Annotated in this window: 11 protein-coding genes; 4 read left to right on the forward strand and 7 right to left on the reverse strand. The window is 61.2% G+C overall.

Annotation, left to right across the window (positions count from 1 at the left end; all coding sequences use genetic code 11):
- Positions 1-19 precede the first annotated feature (19 nt).
- Positions 20-1516 (forward strand): YifB family Mg chelatase-like AAA ATPase, encoded by a 1497-nt coding sequence (locus AB3G88_RS27600; RefSeq protein WP_112192748.1) that lies wholly within the window; start codon positions 20-22, stop codon positions 1514-1516.
- A gap of 35 nt (positions 1517-1551) precedes the next feature.
- Here AB3G88_RS27600 and AB3G88_RS27605 read toward each other — a convergent pair whose 3' ends face one another.
- Both AB3G88_RS27605 and AB3G88_RS27610 read right to left on the reverse strand, forming a co-directional pair.
- Complete coding sequence (locus AB3G88_RS27605) at positions 1552-3528, reverse strand: methyl-accepting chemotaxis protein (RefSeq protein ID WP_480452531.1); 1977 nt, start codon at positions 3526-3528, stop codon at positions 1552-1554.
- A gap of 177 nt (positions 3529-3705) precedes the next feature.
- On the reverse strand, positions 3706-4626 hold the full coding sequence (locus AB3G88_RS27610) for a LysR substrate-binding domain-containing protein (protein WP_158879230.1): 921 nt from the start codon (positions 4624-4626) through the stop codon (positions 3706-3708).
- A 151-nt stretch (positions 4627-4777) separates the two neighbouring features.
- Here AB3G88_RS27610 and AB3G88_RS27615 point away from each other — a divergent pair, with 151 nt between their 5' ends.
- The gene (locus tag AB3G88_RS27615) at positions 4778-6181 is read left to right on the forward strand and encodes a NorM family multidrug efflux MATE transporter (protein WP_158879231.1); all 1404 of its coding nucleotides are present in this window, start codon (positions 4778-4780) and stop codon (positions 6179-6181) included.
- Between the two features lie 35 nt (positions 6182-6216).
- On the opposite strand, the gene AB3G88_RS27620 is transcribed toward AB3G88_RS27615, so the two are convergent.
- Positions 6217-7884 (reverse strand): putative bifunctional diguanylate cyclase/phosphodiesterase, encoded by a 1668-nt coding sequence (locus AB3G88_RS27620; protein ID WP_099585999.1) that lies wholly within the window; start codon positions 7882-7884, stop codon positions 6217-6219.
- Between the two features lie 267 nt (positions 7885-8151).
- On the opposite strand from AB3G88_RS27620, the gene rep reads away from it, so the two are divergent.
- On the forward strand, positions 8152-10161 hold the full coding sequence (gene rep / locus AB3G88_RS27625) for a DNA helicase Rep (RefSeq protein WP_099586000.1): 2010 nt from the start codon (positions 8152-8154) through the stop codon (positions 10159-10161).
- A gap of 58 nt (positions 10162-10219) precedes the next feature.
- Positions 10220-10792 (forward strand): xanthine phosphoribosyltransferase, encoded by a 573-nt coding sequence (locus AB3G88_RS27630; protein ID WP_071485175.1) that lies wholly within the window; start codon positions 10220-10222, stop codon positions 10790-10792.
- A 59-nt stretch (positions 10793-10851) separates the two neighbouring features.
- Here the strand turns inward: AB3G88_RS27630 and AB3G88_RS27635 are convergent, their stop codons facing one another.
- The 4 genes from AB3G88_RS27635 to alr all read right to left on the reverse strand — a co-directional run bounded on the left by AB3G88_RS27635 (position 10852) and on the right by alr (position 15241).
- Complete coding sequence (locus AB3G88_RS27635) at positions 10852-12774, reverse strand: acetyl-CoA hydrolase/transferase C-terminal domain-containing protein (RefSeq protein ID WP_480452535.1); 1923 nt, start codon at positions 12772-12774, stop codon at positions 10852-10854.
- 136 nt (positions 12775-12910) lie between these two features.
- Positions 12911-13321 (reverse strand): c-type cytochrome, encoded by a 411-nt coding sequence (locus tag AB3G88_RS27640; protein ID WP_112192751.1) that lies wholly within the window; start codon positions 13319-13321, stop codon positions 12911-12913.
- Positions 13322-13502: 181 nt separating this feature from the next.
- Entirely contained in the window at positions 13503-14051 is a 549-nt protein-coding gene (locus AB3G88_RS27645) for a cupin domain-containing protein (protein WP_005792468.1), read from the reverse strand.
- Between the two features lie 116 nt (positions 14052-14167).
- The gene (gene alr, locus AB3G88_RS27650) at positions 14168-15241 is read right to left on the reverse strand and encodes an alanine racemase (RefSeq protein WP_099586003.1); all 1074 of its coding nucleotides are present in this window, start codon (positions 15239-15241) and stop codon (positions 14168-14170) included.
- Positions 15242-15269: the final 28 nt, after the last annotated feature.

A 15269-nucleotide genomic window follows, 5' to 3' on the forward strand; every position in this document is an offset into this window, starting at 1 on the left:
CCCATTTCAAGGAACGAGCATGTCCCTCGCCATCGTCCACAGCCGCGCCCAGGTCGGCGTAGAAGCCCCCGCCGTCACCGTCGAGGTGCACATGGCCAATGGTTTGCCGTCCTTGACCCTGGTGGGTTTACCCGAAACCGCCGTCAAGGAAAGCAAGGACCGCGTTCGCAGCGCCATTCTCAACTGCGCCCTGCAATACCCCTCGCGCCGTATCACCCTCAACCTCGCGCCCGCCGACCTGCCCAAGGACGGCGGGCGTTTTGATTTGGCGATTGCATTGGGGATCCTCGCCGCCAGTGTGCAAGTGCCGGCGTTGATGCTCGATGACGTTGAATGCCTGGGTGAGTTGGCGTTGTCCGGTGAAGTGCGCGCAGTCAAAGGTGTGTTGCCAGCGGCTTTAGCGGCGCGCAAGGCCGGGCGCACGGTGATAGTGCCGCGGGCGAACGCGGAGGAAGCGTGCCTGGCGTCGGGTTTGAAAGTGATTGCAGTGGATCACCTCCTGCAGGTGGTGGCGCACCTCAATGGGCATGTGCCGATTGAGCCCTACAAGTCCGATGGCTTGCAGTACCTGAACAAGCCGTACCCTGATTTGAGCGAAGTGCAGGGTCAGCTGGCCGCCAAGCGGGCATTGCTGATTGCCGCAGCGGGCGCACATAACCTGCTGTTCAGTGGGCCACCGGGTACCGGCAAGACCTTGCTCGCCAGCCGCCTGCCCGGTTTGCTGCCGCCGCTGAGCGAACAGGAGGCCCTGGAAGTGGCGGCCATTCAGTCGGTGGTCAGCCTCGCCCCACTGAGCCACTGGCCGCACCGGCCGTTCCGCCAGCCGCACCACTCGGCGTCAGGGCCGGCATTGGTGGGCGGTGGGTCGAAACCGCAGCCAGGGGAAATCACCCTGGCGCACCATGGCGTGCTCTTCCTGGACGAATTGCCGGAGTTTGATCGCAAGGTGCTGGAAGTTCTGCGCGAGCCATTGGAGTCGGGCCATATCGTGATTTCCCGCGCCCGCGACCGCGTGAGTTTCCCGGCGCGCTTTCAGCTGGTAGCGGCGATGAACCCCTGCCCTTGCGGTTACATGGGTGAGCCCACTGGGCGTTGTCGCTGCACGCCGGAACAGATCCAGCGGTATCGCAACAAGCTGTCTGGCCCCTTGCTGGATCGGATCGACCTGCACCTTACCGTGGCGCGTGAAACCACTGCGCTCAATCCCACCCAGCAGGCTGGAGAGACCACGGCAACGGCCTCAGCCCTGGTGGCCGATGCGCGGGAGCGTCAGCAACAGCGCCAGGGCTGCGCCAACGCCTTTCTTGATCTGCCGAGGCTGCGTGAGCACTGTCAGTTGGCGAAAGCCGATGAAAGCTGGCTGGAGAGCGCCTGCGAGCGGCTGACTTTGTCGCTGCGGGCGGCTCATCGGTTGCTCAAAGTAGCGCGCACCCTGGCGGATCTGGATCAAGTGGACAATATCAGCCGGGACCATCTGAAGGAGGCGCTGCAATACCGCCCGGCTGCGATCAATTGAGCCTGGCGCCTCCCACATTTTGTACCGCAATGGCTTCAGCGGAAACGATCCACTTCATGCCGCAAGCCAGCCGCCAACGTCTCCAGTTCCTTGGCTGTAATCGCCAGGTTCGACACCACTTCCCGCTGCTCGCTGTTGGCCAGCGCGATGCTCTGCAAGTTGCTGCTGAGCAACGTCGCGGTGCTGCTTTGCTCTTGGGTTGCCGTGGTGATCGCCGCGAACTGCTGGCCGGCCGAACGGCTCTGTTCGTCGATACGCGCCAGGGCCGAGGCCACGTCGGCGTTGCGCGACAGGCCTTCCTGCATCAGCGTGTTGCCGTGTTCCATGGTGCTGATGGCATTACCGGTCTCCCGCTGGATGCTCTGGATCATCCCGGAGATTTCATCGGTGGCTTCGCGGGTACGCGAGGCCAGGTTACGTACTTCGTCAGCCACCACGGCAAACCCACGACCTTGCTCACCGGCGCGAGCCGCCTCGATGGCGGCGTTGAGCGCCAGCAGGTTGGTCTGCTCGGCGATGGAGGTGATCACACCGACGATGCCGCCGATTTCCTGAGAGCGCTGGCCGAGGGTATTGATCACCGTGGCCGTGCTGTTCAGCGCGGTCGCGATATGCTCCAGCGACGACGACGCCTCTTGCATCGAGGTGCGGCCGATACGGGTTTGCTGGGCATTCTCTTGGGCCAGACGCTCGGTGTTGCCCATGTTGTCGGCGATATTCAGCGACGTTGCACTGAACTCTTCCACCGCGCCAGCCATGCTGGTGATTTCGCCGGACTGCTGCTCCATGCCGTCATAAGCCCCGCCGGACAACCCGGACAGCGCCTGGGCACGGCTGTTGACCTCTTCGGCCGCCTTGCGGATGTGGGAAACCATGGTCGACAGCGCTTCACCCATCTGATTGAAGCTGCGGGCCAGTTGGCCGATTTCATCATGGCTGGACACGTTGAGACGCGCACTCAAGTCGCCCGCGCCCAAGGCTTCGGCCTGGCGCACCAGGTCGCTCAAGGGTTGCAGTTTGCTGCGCAGCAGCCACACCGTAGCGCCTACCGCCAGCAGCATCGCCAGCACGCTGCCGATCACCAGGCGAATGCCTACTGCCCAGGTCACCGCGCGGATTTCAGCCTTCGGCATGCTCGCGACCACGGCCCATGGGCCGCCATCGAAGGGCACCGAAACGCTGTAGAAGTCTTCGTTCTTGTCGCTCCAGAAGTGGCCTTTGCCTGGGGTCTTGGCCAAGTCCAACATCACAGGAACCGCTTGATCCAACGCCTGCACACCGGCTGGCGGCACCAGCCAGCGCTTCTGCTCGTCGAGCAACGCCAGGGAACCGGTATGGCCGATGCGGAAGCGCTTGAGGTTCTCGAACTGCGCGGCCTGGGCGTCGGTGTAGTCAAAACCGATGAACAGCACGGCGATCACTTTGCCGCTGCTGTCGCGCACGGGGCTGTACTGAGTCATGTAGGAGCGGTCGAACAACACCGCGCGGCCGATATACGCCTGGCCACCGAGCACACGCTGGTAAGCCGGGCCCTGGCGGTCAAGCACAGTGCCAATGGCGCGGCTGCCGTCCTGCTTGGTCAGGGAGGTGCTGACGCGGACAAAGTCGTCGCCGCTGCGCACGAACACGGTGGCCACGCCGCCGGACATCTGCTTGAACTCATCCACTTCACTGAAGTTGTTGTTGAGCACTTCGCTGCCCAGCAACAAGCTCGGCGTCTGGACCCCGGCCACCGCGACCATCTGGTCTGCCTGCACCCGCAACCCGGCGCTGAAGCGCTTCTCAAACAGTCCGGTCAGACGCTGGGTGCTCTCGCGCAACGTGCTGTGGAACGTATTGAGTTGGTCGGCGAGCAATCGCGCTTCGCTGGCCAGGTGCTCCTCGCGGGTATCGAGGTTGGCGGAATCAAGGGAACGCAAGGCGAACACGGTACTGCCGCCGATGGCGACAGCCAGAATCACGGCTAATGCGAGGCCTAACTGCGAGGCGATCCGGGCGCGGGGTTGAGACATGACAGCTCCTGGCCGAGGCCAGGATCATCCTGATCTCATAGCGCTGCTCGGCAAATTATCTGGTGGGAAACGTTGGAGCACGATGGTTCCAACACACCTACTTCGGCTGCGCCTGGCAATACTTGAGCGAATCGCAGGGGTATCACGCAAACGGTTGCGTGATGAAGCACGAACCCTTCAATTGAGGCGTTCGACGGAAGGTAAAACCATGGAATGCACCTCGCTCTGGAGGAAATCCGCCAGGCGCCGCAAGCGTTCACCACCCGGACGGGTTTTCGGCCACACCAGATAGTAACTTTCCCCACTCGCAACCGCCGTCGGCCACGGCAGACTCAAGCGTCCCTGCGCGACATCTTCGGCCACCATCAGCAGATCGCCCATGGACACGCCATAACCACGAGCGGCAGCAATCATGCCCAGTTCAAGCGTATCGAACACCTGCCCGCCCTTGAGCGATACCTGGTTCGACAGCCCCATGCGCTCCAGCCATTTGCGCCAGTCCCTGCGGTCGGGCGTGGGGTGCAGCAACTCGGTAGCGGCCAGGCGATTTACGTCCCAAGGGCCATCGTTCAACAGGTTCGGCGCGCCCACGGGTATTAACAACTCAGGGAACAAGTAGCTGGCCTCCCAGTCCGCCGGAAAGTGCCCATAGCTCAACAGCACCGCACAGTCGAAAGGCTCTTGATTGAAATCCACTTCATCCACATTCATCCAGGCGCTGGTCAGTTGCACTTCATTGCCCGGTTGTAACGCCCGAAAGCGGCTGAGCCGCGCCAACAACCAGCGCATGGTCAGGGTGGACGGCGCCTTCATGCGCAGGATGTCATCTTCGGCGTTCAGGGTATGGCAGGCCCGTTCCAGCGCCGCGAACCCCTCGCGCACACCGGGCAACAGCAGGCGCGCTGATTCGGTGAGCTGAAGGTTACGGCCACTTCGCTGGAACAGGCGGCAGGCGAAATGCTCTTCCAGCGTGCGGATATGTCGGCTCACCGCACTCTGGGTAATCGACAGTTCTTCGGCGGCACGGGTAAAGGAGTTATGCCGGGAGGCTGCTTCAAATGCCCGTAACGCATAAAGAGGAGGAAGACGACGCGACATAAGGAAAGCTCCGACAGCAGGACGCCTAAACCCTACCAGAATCAATCTGGCATGAGTTTTAATCATGCGAATGATCGCTTTTATCCCTTTGTGCAATGGGCTGAGAGGGCCGAGAATCGAACCCTCCCGACCCTCCGACTTTCTGAGTGTGATGATCATGCAGCATCCGGCACGTACCGAACTCTGGGCCATCCTGCGGCTGTCAGGGCCGTTGATTGCTTCACAGTTGGCGCACATGCTGATGGTGCTGACCGACACCCTGATGATGGCGCGCCTGAGCCCCGAAGCCTTGGCCGGTGGTGGCCTGGGCGCGGCTAGCTATTCGTTCGTGTCGATCTTCTGCATTGGGGTAATCGCCGCCGTGGGCACCTTGGTGGCGATCCGTCACGGCGCCGGCGACATCGAAGGTGCTACTCGCCTGACCCAGGCCGGGCTGTGGCTCGCCTGGCTAATGGCGCTGGCTGCGGCGCTGCTGCTGTGGAACCTCAAGCCGGTGCTGCTGATGTTTGGCCAGACCGACACCAACGTGCAGTCGGCGGGGCAATTTCTGACCATGCTGCCATTTGCCCTGCCCGGCTACCTGAGTTTCATGGCTTTGCGCGGCTTCACCAGCGCCATCGGCAAGGCCACCCCGGTGATGGTGATCAGCCTCGGCGGCACGGTGCTGAACTACCTGCTCAATCACGCGTTGATCGAAGGCATGTTCGGCCTGCCGAAACTCGGCTTGATGGGTATTGGCCTGGTCACCGCCATCGTCGCCAATGGCATGGCCCTGACATTGATGTGGTACATCCGCAGCAACCGTGCTTACGCCGCCTACCCGCTAAGCACCGGCCTGCTGCGCCTCAATACCCAATACCTGCGTGAATTGTGGCGCCTGGGCCTGCCGATTGGCGGCACCTACGCGGTCGAAGTCGGGCTGTTTGCCTTTGCCGCGCTGTGCATGGGCACCATGGGCAGTACGCAACTGGCGGCGCATCAGATCGCCCTGCAGATCGTCTCGGTGGCATTCATGGTCCCTGCGGGTATGTCCTACGCGGTGACCATGCGCATCGGCCAGCACTATGGAGCCGGGCAATTGTTGCAGGCGCGCATGGCCGGTCGCGTCGGCATCAGCTTTGGGGCGACGATAATGTTGGGATTTGCCGTGGTCTTATGGCTGTTTTCCGACCCGCTGATCGGCCTGTTCCTCGACCATGACGACCCGGCGTTCCACGAGGTGATCGTGCTCGCCGTCAGCCTGCTGGCCGTCGCGGCCTGGTTCGAGTTGTTCGACGGCGTGCAGACCATCGCCATGGGCTGCATCCGGGGGCTCAAGGACGCCAAGACCACCTTCCTGGTGGGGCTGGGCTGCTACTGGTTGATCGGCGCGCCTTCAGCGTGGTTGATGGCGTTCACGCTGGGCTGGGGGCCAACCGGTGTATGGTGGGGTTTGGCACTCGGCCTGGCCTGTGCGGCGGTAAGCCTGACCTGGGCGTTCGAGGCGAAGATGAAGCGGATGATTCGCCAGGAGCCTGAGGTTCAAGCCTCGTTTCAGGCTGCACAAACAGAGTAAAACCCTACCCTTCCACCGTTGATTGGGTTTGCAGGTCAGCAGCCCAACAGCGCCTGCTGGCCCTTGCCGAATGTGAGGTAATCCACCAACTCCGGCAGGGGCAGCGGTTTGCTGATCAGGTAACCCTGGGCCTGGTCGCAACCGAACAGCCTCAGCAACGCGAGCTGCTCCGGGGTTTCCACGCCCTCGGCCACCACTTCCAGGTTGAGGTTGTGGGCCAGGTTGATCATCGCGTGCACCAGCTTGCGGTTCTCTTCGCGCTCTTCCATGCCGCCGACAAAACTCTTGTCGATCTTCAACAAGGCAATCGGCAGGCTGTTGAGGTGCACGAACGAGGAGAAACCGGTGCCGAAGTCGTCCAGGGAAAACCGCACACCGAGCCGGCCGAGGGCGTCCATGGTCTGCTTGACCAGATCGCTACGGCGCATTACGGCGGTTTCGGTCAGTTCGAACTCCAGCCATTGCGCCTCTACGCCGCGCTCAGCGATCAATCGGCTGAGGGTTGAGAGCAACTGGCTGTCCTGGAACTGGCGGAACGACAGGTTGACCGCCATGTGCAACGGCGGCAGGCCGCGCTCACGCAGGTCTTGCATGTCGCGCAGGGCGCGGGAGATTACCCAGTAGCCCAACGGTACGATCAGGCCGCTCTGTTCGGCCAAAGGCACGAACTCGCTGGGCGGCAACAGGCCGCGCTCGCCGTGGCGCCAGCGCACCAGGGCTTCGAGGCCAACGATGTGGCCGTCATCCAGGTCCAGGCGCGGCTGGTAATGCAGCTCCAGTTCATCGCGGCGCAAGGCGCGGCGCAGTTCACTTTCCAGATCGGCGAGGCTGCGCGCGTTGCGGTTGATGCGTTCGTTGAAGATATGGAAGGTACAGCCTTGGGTGCTCTTGGCTTGCTGCATGGCGATATGGGCGTGCCACATCAATGGGTCGGCGCCAGCGCGGGCGCGGGCATGGGCCACGCCCAGGCTGCAACCGATCAGCAGGCTTTCGCCATCCACCCAGTACGGCTCGGCCATGGCTTCGGTGATGCGCTCGGCCATCCACTCTGCGCGTTGCGGTGCGCGGCGGGTGTCAATCAGCAAGGCGAACTCGTCGCTGCCCAGGCGTGCCAGTTGGTCGCCGATTTCAAGTTGGCTCTTGAGCCGCGAAACCACTTGCAGAATCAAGCGGTCGCCAGCCTGGTGGCCGAGGGCATCGTTGGCGTGGCGGAAGTTATCGAGGTCCAAGTGACCGAGGGCCAGACCGCGGCCTTCGTTCTCGGCCAGCCGCGCCGCAAGGAGGGTCTGGAAGCCCTGGCGGTTGGCGATACCGGTGAGCGGGTCTTGCTCGGCCAGGCGTTGCAGGGTGTTTTCCAGCACGCCGCGCTCACGCACATGACGCAGGCAGCGGCGCAGTATGTCGGCGTCCAGTGCATCACGGATCAGCCAGTCACTGACGCCAAGCGGCGAAACCAGCGGCTCCTGCTCCAACAGCAACACGCACGGCAAGCTGCACTGGCCAGGGCCGGGTTGCAGGCTGGACGTGGTCAACAGCACGGCGCTGGCGTCATCGTCGAACAGACGACTCACCGAGTCCCAGTTTGGCGCGCTGATCAGCACAGCCCCATCGCCCATCGGCGCCAGGCACTCGCGCAACAACGCTGCCCACTCAGGCGTATCGGCCAGTAGCAGCAAACGCAAGGGTTCGACAGGCGTAGACAAGCTAGCTCCCTAGACTCTGCAAAATTTCGTTGGCGGCGGGCATTATGACGTGCGGCCTGATAATCACCAATGATAGGGGTTATCAAATGCGCAGGTGTAAGCATTTGTCGCTGTTTTAAGCGTAAAAAGCCTCGACATCCTGCGGCAAAGTAGCAAAACCGGCAAATTTAGATCGAGTGGTACGTCACACCGTCGATCCAGGGCAGCAGAATCTTGCCAGCCTGTTAAAATGCCCGCCCTTTTGAACAACGACTCCCGAAATTCTGTATGTCCCGACTCAATCCCCGGCAGCAAGAAGCCGTGAACTACGTCGGCGGCCCTCTATTGGTGCTCGCCGGTGCCGGTTCCGGCAAGACCAGCGTGATCACCCGCAAGATCGCGCACCTGATCCAGAGCTGTGGCATCCGCGCCCAGTACATCGTCGCCATGACCTTTACCAACAAGGCCGCGCGCGAGATGAAGGAGCGGGTCGGCACCCTGCTCAAGGGTGGCGAAGGCCGTGGCCTCACGGTGTGTACCTTCCACAACCTGGGGCTGAACATCATCCGCAAGGAGCATGCGCGGCTGGGCTACAAGCCGGGCTTCTCGATCTTTGACGAGACCGACGTCAAGGCCTTGATGACCGACATCATGCAGAAGGAATACGCGGGCGACGACGGCGTCGACGAGATCAAGAACATGATCGGCGCCTGGAAAAACGACCTCATCCTGCCGCCCGAAGCCCTGGAAAACGCGCGCAACCCCAAGGAACAGACCGCCGCCATCGTCTACACCCACTATCAGCGCACGCTCAAGGCGTTCAACGCGGTGGATTTCGACGACTTGATCCTGCAGCCGGTCAAGCTGTTCCAGGAACACGCCGACATCCTCGAAAAGTGGCAGAACAAGGTGCGCTACCTGCTGGTGGACGAATACCAGGACACCAACGCCAGCCAGTACTTGCTGGTGAAGTTGCTGATTGGCAAGCGCAACCAGTTCACCGTGGTGGGTGACGATGACCAGTCGATCTATGCCTGGCGCGGCGCCCGTCCGGAAAACCTGATGCTGCTCAAGGTCGATTACCCGTCCTTGAAAGTGGTCATGCTGGAGCAGAACTACCGCTCCACCAGCCGCATCCTGCGCTGCGCCAACGTGCTGATCTCGAACAACCCCCACGAGTTTGAAAAACAGCTGTGGAGTGAGATGGGCCACGGCGACGAAATCCGCGTGATCCGCTGTCGCAATGAAGATGCCGAAGCCGAGCGCGTGGCCGTCGAGTTGCTCACCTTGCACCTGCGTACCGATCGGCCCTACAGCGACTTTGCGATTCTGTATCGCGGCAACTACCAGGCCAAGCTGATCGAGTTGAAGTTGCAGCACCACCAGATTCCGTATCGCCTGTCGGGGGGCAACAGCTTTTTCGGACGCCAGGAAGTAAAAGACCTGATGGCCTACTTCCGCCTGATCGTGAACCCGGACGACGACAACGCCTTCCTGCGCGTGATCAACGTGCCGCGCCGGGAAATCGGCTCGACGACTCTGGAAAAGCTCGGCAACTACGCCACCGAACGCAAGATTTCGATGTACGCCGCCACCGACGAGATCGGCCTGGGCGAGCACCTGGACACGCGTTTCACCGATCGCCTGGCGCGCTTCAAGCGCTTCATGGACAAGGTGCGCGAGCAATGCGCCGGCGAAGACCCGATCAGCGCCCTGCGCAGCATGGTCATGGACATCGACTATGAAAACTGGCTGCGCACCAACAGTTCCAGCGACAAGGCCGCGGATTACCGCATGGGCAACGTCTGGTTCCTGATCGAAGCGCTGAAGAACACCCTGGAAAAAGACGAAGACGGCGAGATGACCGTCGAAGACGCCATCGGCAAGCTGGTGCTGCGCGACATGCTCGAACGTCAGCAGGAAGAGGAAGACGGCGCCGAAGGTGTACAGATGATGACCTTGCATGCCTCCAAGGGCCTGGAATTTCCCTACGTGTTCATCATGGGCATGGAAGAGGAAATCCTCCCGCACCGCTCCAGCATCGAAGCCGACACCATCGAGGAAGAACGGCGCCTGGCCTACGTCGGCATTACCCGCGCGCGTCAGACCCTGGCCTTCACCTTTGCTGCCAAGCGCAAGCAATACGGCGAGATCATCGATTGCGCCCCCAGCCGGTTCCTGGATGAACTGCCGCCGGATGACCTGGCCTGGGAAGGCAATGACGACACCCCGACCGAGGTAAAGGCCGTGCGCGGCAACACCGCCCTGGCGGACATACGCGCGATGTTAAAGCGCTAGAATCGACTACTTTTTAATCTACTTTCGGCGCAGAGCGCGCCATTAGAGGAAGCTTTCCGTGGAAGCACTGCACAAGAAAATTCGCGAAGAAGGCATCGTGCTTTCCGATCAGGTACTCAAGGTCGACGCCTTTTTGAACCACCAGATCGACCCGGCGCTGATGAAGCTGATCGGTGATGAATTCGCCGCGTTGTTCAAGGACTCGGGCATCACCAAGATCGTCACCATCGAAGCCTCGGGTATTGCACCGGCGATCATGACCGGGCTGAACCTCGGTGTGCCGGTGATCTTCGCCCGCAAGCACCAGTCCCTGACCCTGACTGAAAACCTGCTGTCGGCGACCGTTTACTCGTTCACCAAGCAAACCGAAAGCACCGTGGCCATCTCGCCGCGCCACCTCACCAGCAGCGACCGCGTGTTGGTGATCGACGACTTCCTGGCCAATGGCAAAGCGTCCCAGGCGCTGATTTCGATCATCAAGCAGGCCGGTGCAACCGTTGCCGGCCTGGGGATCGTGATCGAGAAATCGTTCCAGGGTGGCCGTGCGGAACTGGATGCGCAGGGTTATCGGGTTGAGTCGCTGGCGCGGGTGAAGTCGTTGGCCGGTGGCGTAGTTACGTTCATCGAATAACCTCGATTCAAAATATGGGAGGGGGCTTGCCCCCTCCCATATTTGCCTTGTGTTGCTTGTTAGTGCGCGGTGGCTTGGAGGCCGGCCAGTAGCAGGCGCTGGTATAAGTCTTCTTTCAGCCCCTCCGGTTTATCCAACCGCATCCGCTTCAAATGCTCGGGAAACGCTTGCGGTTCCGGCGCATCCAACGCCGCCTTACCCAACTCCAGAATTTCCGTCAGCTTGAATTTGCTCTTGAGCCAGTTCAATGCGCGCAACAGATCCCGCTCTTCATCCGTGAAATCGCTGCCCAGCGGGTACTCCGGAAACAAACGCCGATGCCGCGCCTGAATCCCCTTGAGCCGCTCCGGTGTGTTGTCGATAAATCGCGGATCGAGCTGGAAATCCTTGGGCAACTTGCCCGCCTTTTGCGCCTCTTCGATCAGGTCATCCTGGAACCTGGAGTCGGTGATATTGAGTAACGCCTCAATCACCTTGGCATCCGTCTGACCGCGCAGATCGGCGATTCCATACTCGGTGATGACGATATCCCGCAGGTGCCGAGGAATAGTGCAGTGCCCATAATCCCAGACGATATTGGAGCTGACCTCTCCGCCCGATTCGCGCCAGCTGCGCAAAATCAGGATCGACCGCGCACCTTCCAGCGCATGGCCTTGGGCCACAAAGTTGTACTGCCCGCCTACGCCGCTGAGCACGCGGCCGTCTTCCAACTGGTCCGCCACACCCGCGCCGAGCAACGTCACCATGATCGCGCTGTTGATAAACCGAGCATCCAGGCGCTGCAAACGCTTAAGTTCTTCCTGGCCGTACAGCTCGTTGATGTAGCTGATGCGGGTCATGTTGAATTCAAGGCGCTTGGCGTGGGTCATTTCCTGCAAGCGCTGGTAAAAACTGCGTGGCCCGAGGAAGAAACCACCGTGGATGGACACACCGTCAGGCTGCGCCGCATCGTCCAGCAAGCCGGCATTGGCCTGTTCCTGGGTCGCGATATCCGGGTATACCTTGCGCCGCACAATTCCCGCATCCGCCAGTACCAACAGGCCGTTGACGAACATTTCGCTGCACCCGTAAAGGCCGCGGGCGAAGGGGTCGACACCGCCTTCGTGGCTGATCAACGGTGCCCATTGGTACACATCCAGGTCGGTCAGCAGCAGGCGGAATGCTTCATTATCGGCCTGGCGCGCCAGTAAGGCGGCGGTCAGCGCATCGCCCATGGAACCGATACCAATCTGCAAGGTGCCGCCATCGCGCACTAGCGTGCTGGCATGCAGGCCGATGAAATGGTCCTGGAACCCCACCGGCATGTTCGGTGTGGAGAACAGCGTGGTGCTGTCCTTTGCATCGATCAGGTAGTCGAACGCATCCATGCCCAACTCGGAATCGCCCGGCATGTAGGGCAAATCGGTGTGAACCTGGCCAACGATCAGGATGGTTTCCCCCGCGTCACGGCGCTTGGCGACCATCGGTAACAGGTCGAGGGTGATATCCGGATTGCAGCTCAGGCTCAGGCGGTCTGGGTGCTCGGCGCTGCTCGCGACCAACTGCGCCACCAGGTTCAGGCCTGCGGCATTGATATCGCGGGCGGCGTGGCTGTAGTTGCTGCTGACGTAATCCTGTTGGGCCGACGTACTGTGCAGCAGACTGCCGGGCTGCATGAAGAACTGCTGCACGTGGATGTTCTTCGGCAGGCTGTCTGAATGCAGGGCAGCGAGAAACTCCAACTCGGGGTAATCCCCAAACACCCGCTCGATAAAGGGTTCGAGAAAGCGCTTCTGCAAGCCATCGCCCATCGTTGGCCGGCCCAGGCTCAGCGCGGTGTAAATCGTCAGCGCCCGCTCCGGCAGCTTGGCGACACGCCGGTACAGCGCGTTGACGAACAGATTGGGCTTGCCCAGGCCCAGCGGCATGCCCATGTGGATATGCGCCGGCAAACGCGCCAGTACGTCGTCAACTGCTTGCTCGATTGAACACAACTGCACCATCCGACCCTCCTGAACATTCCATGATTAGGGGTTGGACCGAGCTTGCCGGGTCTTTGCTGCAATCACCAGCCCGAAACCTAAATCACAGGCACAAAAAAGCCGCTCGTAAGCGGCTTTTTTGGCGAAGATCGGCTAATTACAGGCCGGACATCTTCTTGATCGCCCCTTTAAGCTCTTCATCCGAGCAATCCGCACATGTGCCTTTAGGCGGCATGGCGTTGATGCCGGTGATGGCCTTGGCCAGGATGCCATCAAGGCCGCCCTGGTGGTCGGCGCGTTCTTTCCAGGCGGCGGTGTCGCCGATTTTCGGCGCGTTCAGCAGGCCGGTGCCGTGGCACGCGTTGCAGTGTTTGGCGATGATGTCATCCGGGGTTTTCGCACCACCACCGCCTGCGGCCACGGCGACTTCCATGCCTTTGCATTCCTGGCCCTGGACGCAGACCTGGCCCACGGGCTCCAGGCGCTTGGCAATGTCATCATTGGTCGCAGCTTGTGCGCTCACAGCCCATAGGGCCAGTACGGTTGCTGGTGCAGCCAGCATTTTCATAATTAGGTTCACGCGTTCACCCTCAATGGTGGCTATTCACGCCTGCGGCCACGGTTTCGCAGGCGGCGAAAGTATAACGGTTAGCCCGCCGGGCTGAAACAACCCTATTAAATAAAGGGAGATTCAACCTTGCGGAATACAGCCAGGGTGTCTCTGCAACGCTGGCAGGACGCCTCTATTCTTAAAAGTTCGCGGGTGTGGCTGCGCTGATTAGTCGCGCCGGTACGTCGAACGGATTGCGAAAACGATGAGGCTTGGTACTTTCAAAGTAGTAGCTATCGCCGGCTTCGAGCACAAAAGTTTCAAGACCGACCACCAACTCCAGGCGACCTTCCAACAGAATCCCGGTTTCTTCGCCTTCGTGGGTGAGCATTTCTTCACCGGTGTCGGCGCCAGGCGGGTAGATCTCGTTGAGAAACGCGATGGCCCGACTCGGGTGCGCCCGACCTACCAGTTTCATGGTGACGGCGCCGTCAGAGATGTCGATCAGCTCATTGGCTTTATAGACGATCTGGGTCGGTATTTCCTGGAGGATCTCTTCGGAAAAGAACTCGACCATCGACATGGGAATGCCGCCCAGCACCTTGCGCAAGGAGCTGATCGAGGGGCTGACACTGTTTTTTTCGATCATCGAAATGGTGCTGTTGGTGACACCCGCACGCTTGGCGAGCTCGCGCTGGGAAAGACCCTTCAGTTTACGGATGGATTGCAGTCGTTCGCCGACGTCCAATGCAGGAGCCTCCTAGGATTCAGGCTTTGTTGTAATTGAGCGTTATCATGGCGACAGCGTTCAGTATTTACAACACTTGGGCCTAAATCCCAGGGCGCGGTGTTCGTGCCTGACGCTCAAGCCTCGCAATAGAGCCTTGGCACTCGACGCAGGTTGCAGAAGATCTGGTAGGGAATGGTCTCGGCGGCAACTGCGACATCACTGGCAAGGATGTGCTTGCCCCACAACTCCACCGTGGAACCCAGACCGGCCTGGGGCACGTCCGTCAGGTCGACACATAGCATGTCCATGGACACACGCCCCAGCAATTGGCTGCGCTGCCCAGCCACCAGCACCGGCGTGCCGGTGGGCGCGTGGCGCGGGTAACCGTCGGCATACCCCATGGCAACCACGCCGATGCGCATCGGTTTGGGCGTGATGAACCGGGCGCCGTAGCCCACAGGCTCGCCGGCCGGCAGTTCGCGTACGCAGATCACTTTCGATTCCAGGGTCATCACCGGCTGCAGACGTGCGGCAATGGCGTGGTCTTCGCCAAATGGCGTCGCGCCGTAAAGCATGATGCCGGGGCGCACCCAGTCGCTGGACATGCTCGGCCAGCCCAGCACCGACGGCGAATTGCGCAGGCTGACCTCAGCCGCCAAGCCTTGGCGCGCCGCCTCAAACACCGCGACTTGCTCATTGCTGCTGACGCAATCGAGTTCGTCGGCGCGAGCGAAGTGGCTCATCAAGACAATTTTCGCGACTTTGCCGCTGGCCAGCAGGCGCTGGTAGGCCTCGTGATAATCCTTGGGGTGCAGGCCGACGCGATGCATGCCCGAATCCAGCTTCAGCCAGATCGTCAGGGGTTTGCCCAGCCTGGCCTGTTCGATCGCCTCCAGCTGCCACAGCGAATGCACCACGCACCACAGATCATGCTCGATGATCAGCGGCAGTTCGTCGGCTTCAAAAAAACCTTCCAGCAGCAGCACCGGTGCACGAATCCCGGCAGCGCGCAGCTCCAGGGCTTCCTCGATACACGCGACGGCAAACCCATCAGCCTCGGCTTCCAGCGCCTGGGCCACCCGCACGGCACCATGGCCATAGGCGTCGGCCTTGACCACGGCAAGGGCCTTGGCCCCCGTGACTTCACGGGCCAATTGATAGTTGTGGCGCAGGGCTTGGAGGTCGATCAGGGCACGGGCTGGACGCATGGCGGCAGGCTTCTAGGCGGCAAAGTGA

The organism is Pseudomonas arvensis, from assembly GCF_056688935.1.

Coding starts and splice junctions, on each gene's coding strand:
- AB3G88_RS27635 (WP_480452535.1), bottom strand. CDS start 12,774: ATGGTGCAGTTGTGTTCAATCGAGCAAGCAGTTGACGACGTACTGGCG.
- AB3G88_RS27610 (WP_158879230.1), bottom strand. CDS start 4,626: ATGTCGCGTCGTCTTCCTCCTCTTTATGCGTTACGGGCATTTGAAGCA.
- AB3G88_RS27640 (WP_112192751.1), bottom strand. CDS start 13,321: ATGAAAATGCTGGCTGCACCAGCAACCGTACTGGCCCTATGGGCTGTG.
- alr (WP_099586003.1), bottom strand. CDS start 15,241: ATGCGTCCAGCCCGTGCCCTGATCGACCTCCAAGCCCTGCGCCACAAC.
- AB3G88_RS27605 (WP_480452531.1), bottom strand. CDS start 3,528: ATGTCTCAACCCCGCGCCCGGATCGCCTCGCAGTTAGGCCTCGCATTA.
- AB3G88_RS27615 (WP_158879231.1), top strand. CDS start 4,778: ATGATCATGCAGCATCCGGCACGTACCGAACTCTGGGCCATCCTGCGG.
- rep (WP_099586000.1), top strand. CDS start 8,152: ATGTCCCGACTCAATCCCCGGCAGCAAGAAGCCGTGAACTACGTCGGC.
- AB3G88_RS27600 (WP_112192748.1), top strand. CDS start 20: ATGTCCCTCGCCATCGTCCACAGCCGCGCCCAGGTCGGCGTAGAAGCC.